11 protein-coding genes and 1 pseudogene are annotated in these 17,638 nt (G+C 68.2%); 5 read left to right on the forward strand and 7 right to left on the reverse strand.

Features of this window, described 5'->3' with window-relative positions; all coding sequences use genetic code 11:
- Positions 1-19 precede the first annotated feature (19 nt).
- A complete protein-coding gene (locus AC1D1G_RS18115) occupies positions 20-3,412 on the forward strand; it encodes an NAD-glutamate dehydrogenase domain-containing protein (RefSeq protein WP_477953085.1) in 3,393 nt (1,130 codons plus the stop codon).
- Positions 3,413-3,480: 68 nt separating this feature from the next.
- Here AC1D1G_RS18115 and AC1D1G_RS18120 read toward each other — a convergent pair whose 3' ends face one another.
- Positions 3,481-4,206, reverse strand: coding sequence for an amino acid ABC transporter ATP-binding protein (locus AC1D1G_RS18120; RefSeq protein WP_005249317.1), 726 nt, complete (start codon positions 4,204-4,206; stop codon positions 3,481-3,483).
- A gap of 4 nt (positions 4,207-4,210) precedes the next feature.
- Entirely contained in the window at positions 4,211-6,022 is a 1,812-nt protein-coding gene (locus AC1D1G_RS18125) for an ABC transporter substrate-binding protein/permease (RefSeq protein ID WP_477953086.1), read from the reverse strand.
- 134 nt (positions 6,023-6,156) lie between these two features.
- Between AC1D1G_RS18125 and AC1D1G_RS18130 the strand changes: the two genes are divergently transcribed.
- The 3 genes and pseudogenes from AC1D1G_RS18130 (at position 6,157) to AC1D1G_RS18140 (ending at position 9,751) form a co-directional block, all read left to right on the forward strand.
- Positions 6,157-6,792: a TetR/AcrR family transcriptional regulator C-terminal domain-containing protein gene (locus AC1D1G_RS18130; protein WP_477953087.1), complete on the forward strand. Its 636-nt coding sequence runs from the start codon at positions 6,157-6,159 to the stop codon at positions 6,790-6,792.
- A gap of 23 nt (positions 6,793-6,815) precedes the next feature.
- Positions 6,816-8,041 (forward strand): annotated as a pseudogene (locus AC1D1G_RS18135) (AMP-binding protein).
- 18 nt (positions 8,042-8,059) lie between these two features.
- Entirely contained in the window at positions 8,060-9,751 is a 1,692-nt protein-coding gene (locus AC1D1G_RS18140; protein WP_477953088.1) for an acyl-CoA dehydrogenase family protein, read from the forward strand.
- Between the two features lie 68 nt (positions 9,752-9,819).
- On the opposite strand, the gene AC1D1G_RS18145 is transcribed toward AC1D1G_RS18140, so the two are convergent.
- The 4 genes from AC1D1G_RS18145 to AC1D1G_RS18160 all read right to left on the reverse strand — a co-directional run bounded on the left by AC1D1G_RS18145 (position 9,820) and on the right by AC1D1G_RS18160 (position 15,911).
- Positions 9,820-11,133 (reverse strand): PucR family transcriptional regulator, encoded by a 1,314-nt coding sequence (locus tag AC1D1G_RS18145; protein WP_477953090.1) that lies wholly within the window; start codon positions 11,131-11,133, stop codon positions 9,820-9,822.
- Complete coding sequence (locus AC1D1G_RS18150) at positions 11,130-12,563, reverse strand: phytoene desaturase family protein (protein ID WP_477953091.1); 1,434 nt, start codon at positions 12,561-12,563, stop codon at positions 11,130-11,132. Before AC1D1G_RS18150 ends, AC1D1G_RS18145 begins: the two co-directional genes overlap by 4 nt.
- Positions 12,560-14,380 (reverse strand): DUF3556 domain-containing protein, encoded by a 1,821-nt coding sequence (locus tag AC1D1G_RS18155; protein WP_477953092.1) that lies wholly within the window; start codon positions 14,378-14,380, stop codon positions 12,560-12,562. Before AC1D1G_RS18155 ends, AC1D1G_RS18150 begins: the two co-directional genes overlap by 4 nt.
- Before the next feature lie 64 nt (positions 14,381-14,444).
- Complete coding sequence (locus AC1D1G_RS18160; RefSeq protein WP_477953093.1) at positions 14,445-15,911, reverse strand: class I adenylate-forming enzyme family protein; 1,467 nt, start codon at positions 15,909-15,911, stop codon at positions 14,445-14,447.
- Between the two features lie 255 nt (positions 15,912-16,166).
- Here AC1D1G_RS18160 and AC1D1G_RS18165 point away from each other — a divergent pair, with 255 nt between their 5' ends.
- A complete protein-coding gene (locus AC1D1G_RS18165) occupies positions 16,167-17,381 on the forward strand; it encodes an acetyl-CoA C-acetyltransferase (RefSeq protein WP_477953094.1) in 1,215 nt (404 codons plus the stop codon).
- A gap of 48 nt (positions 17,382-17,429) precedes the next feature.
- Here the strand turns inward: AC1D1G_RS18165 and AC1D1G_RS18170 are convergent.
- On the reverse strand, positions 17,430-17,638 hold a 209-nt coding region (locus tag AC1D1G_RS18170; protein WP_477953095.1), incomplete at its 5' end, for a transposase.

The raw sequence follows: 17,638 nt of genomic DNA on the forward strand, positions 1-17,638 counted from the left end.
AGGAGATCACCCCATCGTCATGAACAGCATCGGCACGGAACTCGACACCCCCTGGTCCCACGAGCTGTGGCGCAGCACGCTGCTCACGGAACCGCATCGTCTCGACACCGGCGTCGCGCGCCACTACGCGTCCGCGCTGCCGATCAGCTACGCCACCGAAACCGATCCGGCACAGGCGGTCCGCGACGTCGCCGAGGTGGAGCGCCTCGACGTCGACAGTGTGGCGCTGACGTTCACCACCACCGAGGCGTCCGCGCCGTACGAGAACCTCAAGATCTACGCGGTCGGGAAACCCGCGCCGCTCAACGAGGTTCTGCCGATCTTGTCCAGCCTCGGTGTCAACGCGCTCGACGAACGGCCGGCCGCGCTGACCCGCCCGGACGGGCATCGGGCCTGGATCTACGACCTCACCGTCGATCTGGTCGCGGTGACGGACGGTCACGGGGTGACCCGGGACAGCCGGATCGCCGACGCGTTCCGGGCGGCGTGGACGGGTGAGACCGAGGTCGACGGGTTCAACGCGCTCGTCCTGCACGCCGGGCTGGGCTGGCGTCAGGTGACCGTCCTCCGCGCGTACGCCGCCTACCTGCGTCAGGCCGGGCTTCCGTACAGCCGCAGCAACGTCGAACGAGTCCTGCTGAGCAACAGTGCAATCACGCAACTCCTCGTGGAGTTCCACGCGCTCCGCCTCGACCCGGGGATCGAACGCGACGCCGCAGCGGAAGACGCGCTCGAGGGCCGCATCGTCGACGCGATCGACGCCGTCGCCGGAATCGACGCCGACCGGATCCTGCGGGCACTGCTGTCCCTGGTCCGCGCCACCACCCGGACCACCTACTACGCCGGTGACCGTCGGCCAGCGCGCGCTCTCGCGTTCAAATTCGATTCCTCGTCGATCGACGAATTGCCGCTGCCCCGGCCGAAATACGAGGCCTACGTGTATTCGCCCCGGGTGGAGGGCGTGCACCTGCGATTCGACGACGTCGCCCGCGGCGGCATCCGGTGGTCGGATCGCCGCGACGACTTCCGCACCGAGATCCTCGGACTCGTCAAGGCGCAGGCGGTCAAGAACGCCGTCATCGTCCCCGCGGGAGCAAAGGGCGGCTTCGTCGTCAAGAACCCGCCCGTGCCGACCGGTGACGCCGCCGCCGACCGGGAGGCGACGGCGTCGGCGGGCATCTCCTGCTACCGCGAGTTCATCTCGAGCCTCCTCGACATGACGGACAACCTCGACATCACGACCCGGAAGGTGATCGCGCCGGAGGGCATCGTCCGCCGCGACGGCGACGACACGTACCTCGTGGTCGCCGCAGACAAAGGGACAGCGGCATTCTCGGATGTCGCCAACGCGATCGCACTCGAGCGCGGGTACTGGCTCGGCGACGGATTCGCGTCCGGCGGATCCGTCGGCTACGACCACAAGGCGATGGGCATCACGGCCCGCGGCGCGTGGGAAAGCGTCATGCAGCACTTCCGCGAGATGGGCGTCGACACCCGCACCGACGACTTCACCGTCGTCGGCGTCGGCGACATGAGCGGCGACGTCTTCGGAAACGGGATGCTGCTCAGCCCCCACATCCGCCTGCTCGCGGCATTCGACCATCGGCACGTCTTCATCGACCCCGATCCCGACCCGCAGCGGTCGTGGGACGAGCGGGCACGGCTCTTCGGGCTCGGCAGGTCGAGTTGGAAGGACTACGACAAGGCGGTCCTCAGTGACGGCGCGATGATCGTCGAACGGTCGGCGAAGTCGGTTCGGCTGACACCGCAGGCCCGGCGCGTTCTCGGAATCGACGACGATCGGGCCCTCACCACCGTCGAACTCGTGCGTGCCGTCCTCGGTGCGCCCGCCGACCTGCTGTGGAACGGCGGCGTCGGCACGTACGTCAAGGCGACGACGGAGAGCCACGCGGACGTCGGCGACAAGTCGAACGACGCGGTCCGGCTCGACGCGCCCGAACTGCGGGTCCGGGTGGTCGGCGAGGGCGGCAACCTCGGGCTGACCCAGCTCGGGCGGATCGAATACGCGCGCAACGGTGGTCGCGTCAACACCGACGCGCTCGACAACTCCGCCGGCGTCGACTGCTCGGACCACGAGGTCAACATCAAGATCGCCCTGGCGGGCGCGACCGCCGACAACACCCTCACCGCGCAGGACCGGCGAGCGCTGCTGTCCGACATGACCGACGACGTCAGCAGGCTCGTCCTCGCCGACAATCGCAGCCAGAACGAGATGATGAGCCTGAACCGGGCGCAGGCCGGCACCCTCGTCAGCTTCCACTCCCGCATGGTCGACGACCTGGAACGGCGCGGACACGTGGACCGCGCGATCGACGTGCTCCCGACGTCCGCGCAGTTCGGTGTACTCGAACGTGAGCAGAAGGGACTGACCAGCCCGGAGCTGGCGCAGCTCACCGCGCAGGTCAAGCGTTTCATCAAGAGCGAGGTGTCGGGCACGACCCTCCCCGACAACGGGGTCTACGCCGGCCGGCTTCACAACTACTTCCCGCCGCGCCTCGGCCGGGAGTTCGCGCACACGGTCGCCGCGCATCCGCTGCGCCGGGAGATCGTCACGACGTCGGTCGTCAACGACATGGTCGACCGGGCGGGGATGACGTACGCCTTCCGGCTGCGGGAGGAGACGGGCGCCGACTCCGCGGAGGCGGTGAACGCCTTCACCGCGGTCGCCGAGATCTTCGACCTCGGAGCGACTTTCGAGCGGATCAGGGCAACGGCCGACACCACTCCGACGGCCGGGACGAACGCACTGACGGTGCAGACCCAGCGACTGATCGACCGCGCGTCGCGGTGGCTGACCACGCACCGGCCGCAACCGTTGCCGCTCGAGGCCACCATCGCCCGCTACCAGCCGGTCGTCCGCGACCTCGGGCCGCGCGTGCGGGAATGGTTACGGGGCGACGAGATCAGCGCGGTGGAGCGGCGCACCGAGGCCCTCACATCGCGTGGGGCGGAGACCGGGCTGGCCGCGGACGTGGCGGACCTCCTGCACACGTACTGCCTCCTCGACATCGTGGACATCGCGGAGATCTCGCAGCACCGCCCCGAGGACGTCGCCGAACTGTACTTCGCGCTGTCGGCGCACCTGCACATCAACACCGCACTGACCGCAGTCACGGCTCTCCCCCGGCTGGACCGCTGGCACGCCCTCGCCCGCCTGGCCCTGCGCGACGACCTCTACAGCTCACTGCGCGCCATCACCCTCGACGCGCTGTCCGTGAGCGAACCCGGCGAGGACGCGGCCGACAAGGTCGACCAGTGGGAACAGCACAACGCCGCCCGGCTCTCCCGCGCGCGTGCGCTGCTGACCGAGATCGAGTCGGAGGTCGCCACCGAACCCACGCTGGCGCTGATCTCCGTCGCGGCCAGGCGGATCAGGGCGATGACGCGGTAGGCGCTTCGCGCCCGTGCGCCTTTCTGGTTGTTCCAGCTACCAAAAAGGCGCACAGGCCGCGGAGCGGCCTACAGCACCTGGGACAGGAACTGCTGCAGCCGTTCGGTTTCGGGCTTGTCGAACAGCTGGTCCGGCTTCCCGGTCTCGACGACGGCGCCGTGATCCATGAACAGCACCGTGTCGGAGACCTCGCGGGCGAATCCCATCTCGTGGGTGACGACGACCATCGTCATGCCGCCCTTGGCGAGGTCGGCCATCAGCGCGAGGACGCCCTTCACCAGTTCGGGGTCGAGTGCCGAGGTGGCCTCGTCGAAGAACATGACCTCGGGCTTCATCGCGAGGGCGCGGGCGATCGCGACGCGCTGCTGCTGTCCGCCCGACAGGTTGCCGGGCCGGGAGTCGGCTTTGTTGGCGAGCCCGACGAGTTCGAGCTGCTCGAGCGCCAGCGACCGCGCCTCGTCCTTGGACATCCCCTTGAGCTTGCGGGGTCCGAGGGCGATGTTGTCGACGACGGTCTTGTGCGGGAACAGGTTGAAGTGCTGGAACACCATGCCGATGCGCTGCCGCAGCTTGTCCGGGTTGTCCTTCAGCACCGACTTGCCGTCGAGCAGGACGTCGCCCTGGTCGGGTTCGTGGAGTCGGTTGAGGACCCGCAGCAGGGTGGACTTTCCGGAGCCGGACGGTCCGATCACGGTGACGGTGTCGCCGGCGTCGACGTGGAGGTCGACGCCGCGGAGCACCTTGTTGGTGCCGAATGCGAGATGCAGGTCGGTGCCAGTGAGAGAGACGGCCATCGCCTTATCCCCTTTCCACGACGATGGACTGTTCCACCGGGTCGAGCGTGCCGGACGTGTCGGCGCGGCCGGTGCGCAGACGGTTGTCGATGTAGTTGACGAGGTGGGTCAGCGGAATCGTCATCGCCAGGTAGAACAGGCCGGCGGCGACGAGCGGCGACAGGTTGCCGGTCTGCGCGTTGAGGTCGCGGCCGACGGCGAACAGTTCCCGCTGGCTGACGAGCAGGCCGAGGAAGTAGATCAGCGACGAGTCCTTGATGAGGGAGATGAACTGGTTCATCAGCGCGGGCAGCACCCGTCGCACACCCTGCGGGACGACGACGAGCGTCATCGACTTCCGGTAGCTGAAGCCGAGCGCCCGGGACGCCTCGAGCTGTCCGGGTTCGACGCTCTGGATGCCGGACCGGAAGATCTCACCGATGTAGGCGGACGCGAGCAGTGACAGCGCGGCGGCACCGAGCCAGTAGGGGTTGTTGCCGGTGAGTCCCTTGACGATGGGTCCGGCGCCGAGTCCGACGATGAGGATGATGACGACGGCGGGCAGCCCGCGGAACACGTCTGTATAGATGCGGGCGGGCCAGCGGAGCCAGCGGGTGCGGGAGATGCCTGCCATCGCGAGCAGCATGCCGAGGACGGTGCCGACGATGCCCGACGCCAGCGCGAGGATCAACGTGTTCGGCAGACCGGTCTTGAGCAGATCGGGGAACGCCCGCGTGTAGAGGTCCCAGTTGAAGAACGTGTCCTTCAGCTGCTGGAGTGTCGACTTGGGCTCCGCGACCGGGGTTTCGGTCGTGTTCTGCGAGTTCTGGGCGGCGAGCGCGGCGAAGTCGGGCAGGTCGGGCACCGGCGCCGCCTTGCTGCCGGGCTTCCAGCCCTCGGGCAGTTCGCGGGGCACCCAGTCGGAGTACAGCTGCGCCCAGGTGCCGTCGGCGATGACGGCGTCGAGCCCGGAGTTGAGGGCGTCGATGAGCGGCTGGTTCTCCTTGTTGACGGCCCAGCCCACGAAGTTGTTGACGCTGAAGGTGTTCTCGACGATCGACGTGGGATCGCCCGGCGCGATGGCGCCCTCGGCCTGCTGGGACGGCGCCACCCAGGCGTCGATCTGCCCGGACTTCAGGTTTGCGTAGGCGGTGGCGTAGTCGGGGAACTTCACCGGGTTCAGCTTCAGCGTGTTCACGACGTAGTCGTCCTGGACGGTGCCCTGGACGACACCGATCCGAGTGGTCGCGGTCAGGTCGTCGAAGCCCTGGATCGGGCCGCCGTTGGGAACGACGAGGGAGAAGTAGCCGAAGTCATAGCCGTTGGTGAAGCCGACGGTGTTGCGGCGCTCGTCCGTCGTCGTGATGGAGGAGGATCCGACGTCGAAGCGGCGCCCGGCCACCTGGGCGAGCAGTCCGGCGAACTCGGTGCCAACGAAGTCGACGCGCAGGCCGAGCTTGTCGGCGACGGCCTTCAGCAGTTCGTTGTCGTAGCCGGTGAACTGGTTCTCCGAGTTCACGCAGATGCTCGGCGGTGCGTCGGACAGCGTGCCGACGGTGAGCACACCGGGGGTGATGAGGTTCAGCTTCGACGCGTCGATCTGGTCGATCGGGGTGGTCGACGGCGTGGTGTAGCGGTCCTCGGCCGCGGCGCCTGCGGCGGCGAGGTTGGTCGGGGCGGCGGTGGCCGCGCCCACGCCGGGTGGCGAACACAGATCCTGTGGTGCCGCCCCGGACGTTTCCCCGTCACTCGAACACGACGACAGGGTCAGCGCCAGCAGGGCGGTGAGCAGTAGCGCCACCACCACACGGATCTTCGCTCCGACGGAAGAAAACATGGTGAGCAGCGTAACCCTGGCGGTCGGTATTTCCGGGGTCGGAGGACGTCGGGGGCGACGGCCGTCACTCTCCTTGTTTGTCATACAAACAAAGTCGAGTTATTGTTTGTATGACAAACAAGTAGGAGGCAGTCATGGTGCCGCAGACGGGCCGAGCAGCGCGAGCCACCCGGGAGTCCGGTCGCCAGACCCGCGACGCCCTGTTCACCGCCGCCACCGAACTGTTTCTCGAGCACGGCGAGGGCGTCCCGATCACGCAGATCTGCGCCGCCGCCGGGGCCCACCCCAACCAGGTCACCTACTACTACGGTTCCAAGGAGCGGCTCTTCGTCGAGGTCGCGTGCGCTGCGGTGCTGCGTGCCGGCAAACGGGCCGAGGACGACGCGGCCACCGCGGAGACCGTCGGCGACTACACGGAGAAGCTCGTCGGCTCCCTGCTCGGGCCCGGCGCGCCCAGCGTCGAACTCTTCACCTCGGCGATGCTGATGACCGGACGCCGCGGCGAACTGCGCGACCTCATCACCGACACCCTCCGCACCCTGCACTCCTCGGGCGAGGACGCGCTCATCCGCACACTGATGCGCACCGGCTGGAAACTGCGCGCCGGCATCGACGTCGAATCGAAGGCGTTCTGGTCGGCGATTTTCGGACTGGTGATCCAGAAGACCGCCACCGGTGAGAGCTTCGGCTACTCGCTCGAGGAGGCCGTCGCCGTCATCTTCGCGAACCTGCAGATCCCCGAGACCGTCCGCAACACCTCCATCGACTGACCTTCTCTCCTCCAAGGAGCGCGATGAACATCGTTCGCGTATTCGACAGCAACGCCCGGAAGGCGCCCGACGAGGCGTTTCTCCATTTCCAGGGTCGCGACCATACGTATGGTTCCGTGCAGGACGGCAGCCGCCCCGCCGCCGCCCTGCTGCGGACACTGGGGGTCGAGCACGGCGACCGCGTCGCTCTGATGTGTTTCAACACCCCCGGATTCGTCTACGCGATGCTCGGCGCCTGGCGCATCGGCGCGGTGGTGGTGCCGGTCAACCACAAGATGCAGGTACCCGAGGTCGACTACATCCTGCGGCACGCGCAGGTGAAGGTGTGCGTCTTCGACGGCGACCTCGCACCCGTCATCGAGCGACTCGAGACGCCGGTGCAGCTGCTGTCCACCGACACCACCGTGGCGGGCCACACCTTCTTCGACGACGCGATCGCGGACCTGGACGGCATCGACGGCATCGAGCCGGACGAGAACGACCCCGCCGAAATCCTCTACACGTCCGGCACCACCGGCGCGCCCAAGGGCTGCGTGCACAGCCACCGCAACGTCGTGCTCGTGGCGACCACGGCGGCCCGATCGGCGCCGATGTGGCGCGCCGACTCGTCGAGTCGTACCGGACCACCCGCTTCTACCAGGTGTACGGGATGACGGAGACCGGTCCCGTGGGGGCCGTCCTCTACCCGGAGGAACAGCTCGCGAAGGCCGGCTCGATCGGCCGGGCGGCGCTCGCCGGCGTCGACATGCGCCTGGCCGGCCCCGACGGCGTCGGCGTGCCCGCCGGGGAGATCGGCGAGATTTGGCTGCGCACCGAGACCGTCATGCAGGGCTACCTCGACGACCCCGGCGCCACCGCCGCCGTATTCGGCGACGGCGGCTGGTACCGCACAGGCGATCTCGCACGCAAGGACGACGACGGCTACCTCTTCATCGTCGACCGGGCGAAAGACATGATCATCACCGGCGGCGAGAACGTCTATTCCAAGGAAGTCGAGGACGCCATCTCCGGCCATCCCGACGTCGTGGACGTCGCGGTGGTGGGGCGGCCGCACCCCGAGTGGGGTGAGACCGTCGTCGCGCACGTCGTGTGGCGCGAACCGGACGTCGTGGGTGCCGACGACATCCGCGCCTACCTGTCGGACAAGCTGGCGCGCTACAAGATTCCGCGCGAATACGTCTTCGCCACCGTGCTGCCCCGCACCCCCACCGGCAAGATCCAGAAGCACCTGATCCGCTCCGCGAGCTGACTCACGAAAGACACTGCCATGACTATATTTTCCGACACGAACGTCACCCATCCCGCACCCAACCGGACGCACACCGTGCTCAACCAGTCGGCGCCCCGCGCCGACGTCAACGAGTTCACCCTCGACACGGTGCTGTCCGAGGGCGTGCGCCGCCACGACGCAGACTGGGCCACCGGCGAACTCACCGACATCGGTGCACTCGTCGGCAGCGCCACGTTCCAGCACGACGCGGAACTCGCCAACACGGTCATCCCCGAACTGAAGACGTTCGACCGCTGGGGCAATCGGATCGACGAGGTCGAATACCACCCCGCGTACCACCGGATCATCTCCGCGGCCGTCGCGCACGGGGCGCACACGTCGGCGTGGGCCGACCCGAAGCCTGGCGCGAACGTCGCTCGCGCAGCGGCATTCATGATGTTCGCGCAGATCGAACCCGGACACTCCTGCCCGATCTCGATGACCAACGCCGTCATCCCCTCCCTCGACCTGCAACCCGACGTCGCCGCGATCTGGAAGCCGCGCGCGCTGTCCCGCAGCTACACCCCCGAACTCGACGCACCCGGCAAGGCGTCCGCGCTCTTCGGCATGTCCATGACGGAGAAGCAGGGCGGCTCCGACGTCCGGGCCAACACCACCGTCGCGTCACCCGCCGGACGCGGCGGTCCCGGCGCCGACTACCTGCTGACCGGGCACAAGTGGTTCTGCTCCGCGCCGATGTCCGACGCGTTCCTCGTCCTCGCGCAAGCGGAAGGGGCGGGCGGCGACGGTCTCTCGTGCTTCCTGCTGCCCCGCATCCTCCCGGACGGCACCCGCAACGTCTTCCGCATCCAGCGGCTGAAGAACAAGCTGGGCAACAAGTCCAACGCGTCATCCGAGATCGAACTCGACGGCACAGTCGGCGTCATGGTCGGCGAACCGGGGCGTGGCGTCCGCACCATCATCGAGATGGTCGCGCGCACCCGCCTCGACTGCGTGCTCGGCAGCACCGCCGGAATGCGGCAGTCCGTCGCCGAGGCGGTGTGGCACGCCCGTCACCGTTCCGCGTTCGGGAAGGTCCTGGCCGATCAGCCCGCGATGACATCGGTGCTGGCCGACCTTGCACTGGAGTCGGAGGCGGCCACCGTCACCGCGCTGCGCCTCGCCCGGGCACACGACGAGGACGCGAGCGAACAGGAACGCAGCTTCCGCCGGCTCGCGACCGCGGTCGCGAAGTACTGGATCTGCAAGCGCGGCCCGCACCACGCGTACGAGGCACTGGAATGCCTGGGTGGCAACGGGTATACCGAGGACTTCCCGCTCGCCCGCCGCTACCGGGAGCAGCCCGTCATGGCCGTGTGGGAGGGGTCGGGCAACGTCATCGCCCTCGACGTCCTGCGCGCGATGACCCGCGAACCCGACAGCGTCGCCGCGTTCGACGCCGAGGTGAACCTGGCCCGCGGCAGCAACGCGGTGCTCGACGAGCACCTCGACCGGGTCCGTCGCCAGCTCGGCGAACTCGCCACCGAGGACCCTGCCCGCGCCCAGTTGCGCGCCCGCACCGTCGTCGAATCGATGGCCCTCGCACTCCAGGCGTCGCTGCTGACCCGGTTCTCGCCTGCCGCCGTCGCCGAGGCATTCGTCGACGCCCGCCTCGGCCCCGACCGCACGCACGAGTACGGCACCCTCTCCCCCTCCGCCGATCTCGGGTCCATCCTCAGTCGGGCGTAGGCGGCTCCGCCGCCCGTGCGCCTTTTTGGTAGCTGGAACAACCAGAAAGGCGCACAAGCCCGGAGGGCCTACTTCAGCACCGTCGGCCCCAAGAACTCGCACACCTGCAGGGCGAGTGCGAGATCCAGCTTGCTGTGGGTGCCGGTGGCGGGCTCACCGAGGGCTTTGGTGATGCGGTATTTGACGGTGTTGCGGTGGAGGTTCATCTGCTGGGCGGTGTGGAGGTGGCTTTCGCCGGTCGCGAAGTAGGTGCTGAGTGTGGACCGCAGTGTCGCGGCCTGGTCGGTGTTCTCAGCGAGCGGGCCGAGGACCTCCCACACCCAGGCCCGGGTGGAGTCGAGGTTCTCGGCGAGGAGGGAGACGACGGCGACGCCGCGGTCGCCAAAGCCGACGATCGGCCGGGCCGGGGTGTTGGGCACGGTGGCGACGGAGTAGGCGGCACGCGCCTGTTCGTGTGACCGCCGGAATCCCGCGACCCCGGACGCGGGCAGTCCGATCGCGGTCCGGATGCCCGGGTTCGCGGGCAGGGCCGCGGCGAGTTCGGTGGTGTCGAGGACGGGTTTCCGGCGGCCGAAAGGCAGCCAGGCCCAAAGTGTTCGGCGGTCGATGGCGGTGACGATGGGTGCGGAGTCGGTGGCGAGGTGGCGGGCGAGATCCCGCACGTAGTGGTCGAGGGTGTTGAGGCTCGCCTCGGTGTCGGGACCGGTGGACCACAGGATCATCGCGACGTGCGTCTGCTCGAGCCGGTAGTGGGTCTCGGCCTCGAACGCGGACCCGTCGTTGCCGGTTCCGGTGAGGAGGGTGTGGATGGTCGACGAGTGGACGTTGCCGCGGGCGCCCAGCCATCGCCGGCGTTCCTGCTCGTAGGCGTCGAACACGTAGAGGGTGATCCAGTCGATGTAGCTGTACACGACCTCCGAAATGTGTTTGAGCACAGCGAGTGTCAGCGGTCCGGACAGTTGGAGGTTGCTGACCTCGTCGTAGCAGATCTTGATGAGGTCGTCCTGACCCATGTGGTACGCGCGGACGAGCGAGTTCGACGACACGTCGCGTTGCGCCAGTCGCAGCGCGTACTCCACGGCGGCGGTGGTGGGCTGCAGATGATCGACGGGAATGTCGTTGGCGAGGACGTGCACGATCGTCGAGACGTTGCCGTTCACGCTCGCCTCGAGCAGTTCGACGAGTTGCGGGTCTTCGTCGAGTTGGTCGATCTCGTGCGCGAGCAGCGCGCTCATCGTGCGGGTGATCTCCGCCTGCCGCGCATCGAGTTTCCGGGCGATGCCGGCGACGATGTCGAGGACCTCGGCCTCCGCCATCGCGGGCACCCGCGCCATGCGGCGCCTGGCACCGGCGCCGCGGTCGCCGGGGGCGGGACTGCTCACAGCACGTCCCCTCCGCCCTTGCGCAGATAGCGCAGGGCCGATTGCGCAGCGTTGTATCCGCACATCCCGTGTGCCCCGGCGCCGGGCGGTGTGGAGGCCGAACACAGGTAGGTGCCGGGGACCCCGGTGCTGTACGGGTCGAGGGCGATGCGCGGACGCAGCACGACCTGGGTTTCGGTGTTCGCCCCGCCGATGATGTCGCCGCCGACGTAATTGGGATTCGACGCGGCCAGACGAGCCGGTCCGCTGCTGACCGTGGCGACGATGCGGTCCCGGAAACCGGGGGCGAATCGTTCGATCTGTGCGGTGATCGCCTCGGTCGCGTCGCCCGTGTAGCCGTGCGGAACATGGGCGTACGCGTACAGCGGATGCAGGTCGCCGTTCGAACGACCGGGATCGGCGAGGTATTGCTGACCGAGGAGCACGAACGGCCGCTCCGGCATTCGGCCCGCAGCGACGTCGCGTTCGGCGGCCGCGATCTCGGCGAAGCTCCCACCCAGGTGGACGGTCCCGGCGCGTCCACATTCGGGATCGGTCCACGGCACCCCGCCCTGGATGGCGAAGTCGACCTTGAACGCGGCGGGCGCGTGCTTGAACCGGCGGTATGCGCGGGCCACCCGGTCGGGCAGGCGAGCGCCCAGGATGCCGAGCGCGGCGGACGGCGCGACGTCCAGCAGGACGACGTCGGCGGTCGGGAGTTCGGTCCACTCGCGGACGTGGACACCGGTGGTGATCTTGCCGCCCCGGTCGGTCAGCAGGGCGGCGAGTGCGCCGGTGATCGACTGCGATCCGCCCTCGGCGACCGGCCACCCGTAGCGGTGGCCTGCGGCGACGATCATCATCCCGACCGCGGACGTCGCCGGCCGGTCGAGACGGTAGTAGGCGTGCGCGGCGGCGCCGCCGAACAGTGCGCGGGCCTTGTCGGTGCGCCACCAGTGGGCCGTCACCGCGGCCGGGAGCAGGGCTCGGGGCCCGAAGCCGGCGAGCCGCAGCGGATGCCGGGGCACGTTCGCGATCGGACGCATGAGGTCGGCGGCCAGGTCGTCGAAGCCGTCGGCGAGTCCGCCGAACATGCGCTGCCAGCGGCCGCCGTCCTCGCCGAGTCCGGCGGCGGTGGCTGCGATCGACCGGTGCAGCAACCCCGCCTCACCGGAGTCGAGGGGGTGGGCGCAGTCGATCTCCGGCCACTTCCACGTCAACCCGTACCGGCCGAGGTCGAGGGTCTGCAGATACGGCGACCCGGCACCCATCGGGTGGAACGCCGAGCACTCGTCGTGCAGCAGTCCCGGGACGGTGAGTTCGCCGGAGCGGGTACCGCCGCCGATGGTGTCGGCGGCCTCGAGGACCTGGACGTCGACGCCGTGGCGGGCGAGGTGGACCGCGGCGGCGAGCCCGTTGGGCCCGCTGCCGACGACAACTGCGGTGGTCACGGCCGCACCACCAGATCTGTCTTCTGCATCTGCGCCTCCCGCGTCCGCACGTTCGAGTCGTCTCCGTCCAGTGTCCACTGCACGTCGAACGGAATGGGACCGTTCGGCAGCCACGGCTGCTCGTTGATCGCGTCGGACACCTTGTACGTTCCCCGCTCGATGACGCCGAGGGCGGCGTCGATCACCTTGTACTGCTGAGTGCCCCTGTGGATGGGCTGCGATTCGATCCACGCGACGACGAACTCGCCAGGAGCGAAGTTGCAGCGCCTCTGGAGTGCCGCGATCAGGAACTCGTTGTGCAGGTGACCGTCACCGAAGTTGAACGCCACCAGCGAGTTGCAGCTGAACTCCGCCTCGCGCAGCGAGTAGGTGTCGATGTCGTCGCCGAGGTGGCGCATCATCAGCGAGAACAACGCCCGCCCCTGGCTGTGCATCGACCGCCAGCCGAGCAACTGGTGCATCACCACGTCCGCGACCTCCGGCGGGTAGGTGGCGAGCAGCTGGGTGCGCGTGTTCTTGGTGGGACGGATGATGTGCTCGTCGAGCTTCTCCTCGGCGCCCGGTGCGAAGGCCCAGGTGGCGGACGCCCAGTTGCCGGCGTACTGCCGCATCGACGGCAGGAACGAGACGAGGTCGGGGCGCAGGTTGCCGAGGATCGGGAAGAACACCAGGGCGGCGACGATCACCGCGGTCAACCACACCGAGGACATGTCGGCGACGCCGTACCCGTCCCAGGCGGGGAATCCGAGGAACAGGAAGATCGACGCGTAGGCGAACAGCAGGTTCCACTCGAGCGGCACCGCCAGCGGGAACGTGGACAGGATGAACAGGTGGAACGCGACCATCAGCGCGACTGCGAGCAGCGTCAGCGTGCGGTTGGTGGAGAACAGCAGCACCAGCGGGGTCACCACCTCCACGACCGTCCCGAGCACGTGGGCGACACCTCCGGCGACGATCGACGGCCGCAGGTCCTCGGGGAAGTTGCGGTAGTGCGCGCGCTTGATCTTCTTGAACGGCATCCACGGGGTGTTGCTCAGCATCGGCGGCACCACCATCGAGAAGTGGTGTCCGAGCTTGGAGACGCCCGCCCCGACCCACACCGAGACGATCAGCAGCTTCAGCGCGATGATCATGTCGACGAATGGCAGGACCCCGAAGAAGACGATCGCGGGCAGGTACTGCTCGCTGCGGGCGGCGATGAAGATGACCTTGTCGCGCAGACCGATCAGAACCAGCAGCGCGATCAGCGGAAACAGCACCGCGGGGCGGACGAGTCCGGAGTTGTCGGTGATGGCCGCGTCGATCGACGACGTGTGCACGCCCGGAAGTATCAGCGCCACAATGATGTTGAGCAGCAACGCCGCGTAGATCAGGACGTCGCCGACGGTGCGGGTGTCGCCCGAGGTGAACGGCACCTTGCCCGGCCACGGTGGGAGCCGGATGGTCCCGGGGCGCAGCCAGTACAGGATGCCGCCGGTCATCGGCTTGAAGTGCCCGGCGAGCGGACCCCACGAACCGGCGAGACCCACCGCTTCGAGCAGCACCGTCCACAGGATCAGCTTCTGGTAGACGATCGGCTCGTTCCACCAGGCACCCACGTCGAGGACGTTCAGGCCGGACGTGAACGTCGCGAGCGACAGTCCGATGCCGAGGTAGAGGACGAGCAGTTTCAGAATGTAGATGGTGTGCACCATCTTCGGGGTTCCGAAGCCGTAGTCGACCCAGTGGGTCGACATGGCGCGCAGGCGGTCGCGGAACGGAAGGTCGAGGAAGGTGGCGGGGTCGACTTCGGGGAAGTTCCCGGTCTTGAATCCCATGGGAGGCTCCTGAGGGTAGAGGGCATCGCCTCGGGTGTGTCCCGAGGTGCAGGGTTTTGCTGGATCAGCTGACGGCGGCTGGCCGGTGGCGACTCCGCAGTCCCGGTTTGTCGATCTTGCCGACGGGGTTGCGGGGCAGCGCGTCGACGATGTGAATGGCCACTGGCAGTTTGACTTTCGTGAGCCGGCTGCTCAGGTGGTCGGCCAGGAGGACGTCGGTGACGGCGGTCTCCGGGTAGGTGACGACGTATGCGACCGGCACCTCGCCGTACACGTCGTGCGGGGCTCCGATCACGGCCGCCTCGAGGACGTCGTCGTGAGTGGCGAGAGCGTTCTCGATCTCCTTGGGGTAGATGTTCTCTCCGCCGCGGATGATCATGTCCTTGATGCGATCGACGAGGGTGAGGTAGCCGTCCTCGTCGAGTCGGCCGACGTCGCCGGTGTGCAACCAGCCGTCGACGACGGTGCGTTCCGTTTCCTCGGGGCGGCCGAGGTAGCCGCGCATCACGTTCGCGCCCCGGATCACCACCTCACCGACCGCCCCCGCCGGCACCGGTGCGCCGGACTCGTCGACGATCGCGATGGTCTGCCCCGGCAGTGCGGGGCCGACGGTGCCCGGCTTGCGAAGGCCCTCCGGCGGGTTGCACGCGGACGCGCAGGTGCCCTCCGTCAGCCCGTAGCCCTCCACGATGACGAGTCCGAAACGCTGCTCGGCGTGGTCGAGGAGTTCCTTGGAAATCGGGGCGGCCCCGCAGACCGCGAAGCGCAGCGCGGAGGTGTCGCCGACGGTGTCCTGGGAGACAAGGAGGGCGTAGATGGTCGGGACTGCGGAGAAGTACGTCGGCCGCAGGCGGGCGACGTCGTCGAAGAACCGGGCCGGTGAGAAGCGTCCGGTGACGCTCAGCTGACCGCCGGCGAGCATCGGGGTCAGGAAGCTGACGCAGATCGCGTTGACGTGGAACAGCGGGAGGATCAGGAGGCAGTGGTCGTCGGCGGTCAGCGAGAAATGCTGCACCATCGAGGAGCTCATGAACTGCAGGTTGTCGTGGGTGAGCATCACGCCCTTGGGCCGTCCGGTCGACCCGGACGTGTAGATCAGCAGGGCGAGGTCGTCTCCGTCGGCGGTGGTGCCGGGTGTCCAGGCGGGGTCGGGGGTGGTCGCCATGTCGTCGACGGCGATCACGGGACGGCCACCGGTCGGTGCGCCGGGTCCCTCGTTGACGACGAGAACCGCTGTGGCGTCGTCGATCTGGTACTCCGCCTCGCTGGCGGTGAACGTGGGATTGACCGGGGTCGCGGCCGCACCGATCCGCCAGGAGGCCATCAGGGCGATGAGCAGTTCCGCCCGGTTCGGCAGCATGATCGCGACGACGTCGCCACGACCGACACCGTTCTCGGACAACTGTGCGGCGAAGGCATCGACCCGCTCCGCGAACTGTGCGTAGGTCAGTTCGAGTCGGTCGTCGCGCAGGCATGGCGCATCTCCGCGCTGCGCGGCGAGGTCCCAAGCGAAATAGCCGATGTGCGACACGATTTCGTCCGCCCTTTCTTTGTGGTGTGATCCACAACACTATCGACGGGGTTTCGTGCAAGAAACGGCCTCGGGGGCTCGAGTTCGGGCGGTTCGTTGTCGGTTGAGCACAATCGCGACCGTCCGGGGGTTGACACCGTGCCGCGGGCGTGGTCAATATATGCGAACGCTTAGAAAATAAGCACATGCTTAGAACTGAGGGGCTGCAGGTCCGCACCGACTGCCGTCCACCACGTCAATCGGTAGGAGTTACTCATGCCCGAGGCCGTCATCGTCTCCATCGCTCGTTCCCCGATCGGTCGCGCCATGAAGGGATCGCTCAAGGGCATGCGCCCCGACGACCTCGCCGCGCAAATGGTCCAGGCAGCACTCGACAAGGTGCCCGCCCTCGACCCCACCGACATCAACGACCTCATCCTGGGCTGCGGCCTGCCCGGCGGCGAGCAGGGATTCAACATGGGCCGCAACGTCGCCGTCCAGCTCGGCTACGACTTCATCCCCGGCACCACCATCACCCGGTACTGTTCGTCGTCGCTGCAGACCACCCGCATGGCACTGCACGCCATCAAGGCCGGTGAGGGCGACGTGTTCATCTCCGCCGGCGTCGAGACCGTGTCCCGGTTCGTCAAGGGCAACTCCGACTCGCTGCCCGACACCCAGAACCCGCTGTACGCCGACGCGCAGACCCGCACCGAGAAGCTCGCCCAGGGCGGCCAGCAGTGGGTCGACCCGCGGCAGGAGGGCCTGGTCCCCGACACCTACATCGCGATGGGCCAGACCGCCGAGAACGTCGCGCAGATCACCGGCATCACCCGCGAGGAGCAGGACCGGTGGGCGGTGCGTTCGCAGAACCGCGCCGAGGAGGCCATCGGCGCCGGCTTCTTCGCCCGCGAGATCACCCCGGTGACCCTGCCCGACGGCACCGTCGTGTCCACCGACGACGGCCCGCGTGCCGGCACCACGTACGAGGCCGTCAGCCAGCTCAAGCCTGTGTTCCGGCCGGACGGCACCGTCACCGCCGGCAACGCGTGCCCGCTCAACGACGGCGCCGCCGCCCTGGTGATCATGTCCGACACCAAGGCCAAGGAGCTGGGGCTGACCCCGCTCGCCCGGATCGTGTCCACCGGGGTGTCCGGTCTGTCGCCGGAGATCATGGGACTTGGCCCGATCGAGGCGTCCAAGCGGGCCCTCGCCATCGCGGGACTGGGCATCTCCGACATCGACCTCGTCGAGATCAACGAGGCGTTCGCGGTGCAGGTGATCGGGTCGGCGCGGGAGCTGAACATCGACGAGGACAAGCTCAACGTGTCCGGTGGCGCGATCGCCCTCGGCCACCCGTTCGGCATGACCGGTGCCCGCATCACCGCGACCCTGCTCAACAACCTGACCACCCACGACAAGCAGTTCGGCCTCGAAACCATGTGCGTCGGAGGCGGACAGGGCATGGCCATGGTCCTCGAGCGGCTGTAGGCGGCTCCGCCGCCCGTGCGCCTTTTTGGTAGCCAGAACAAGGCGGATTCATGCGGTCGTTGCACCATCGAGTAGTTCGTTGAGCTTTTCGGCTGGAGTATGCCAGTCGTGGGTTTTGCGGGGTCGGTCGTTGAGTTCATCAGCGACGAACCGCAGGTGCTCCTCGGAGTGCACGGACAGATCGGTGCCCTTGGGGAAGTACTGGCGCAGCAGCCCGTTGGTGTTCTCGTTCGAGCCTCGTTGCCACGGGGAGTGCG

It is taken from the genome of Rhodococcus sp. P3_B8 (genome assembly GCF_056402775.1).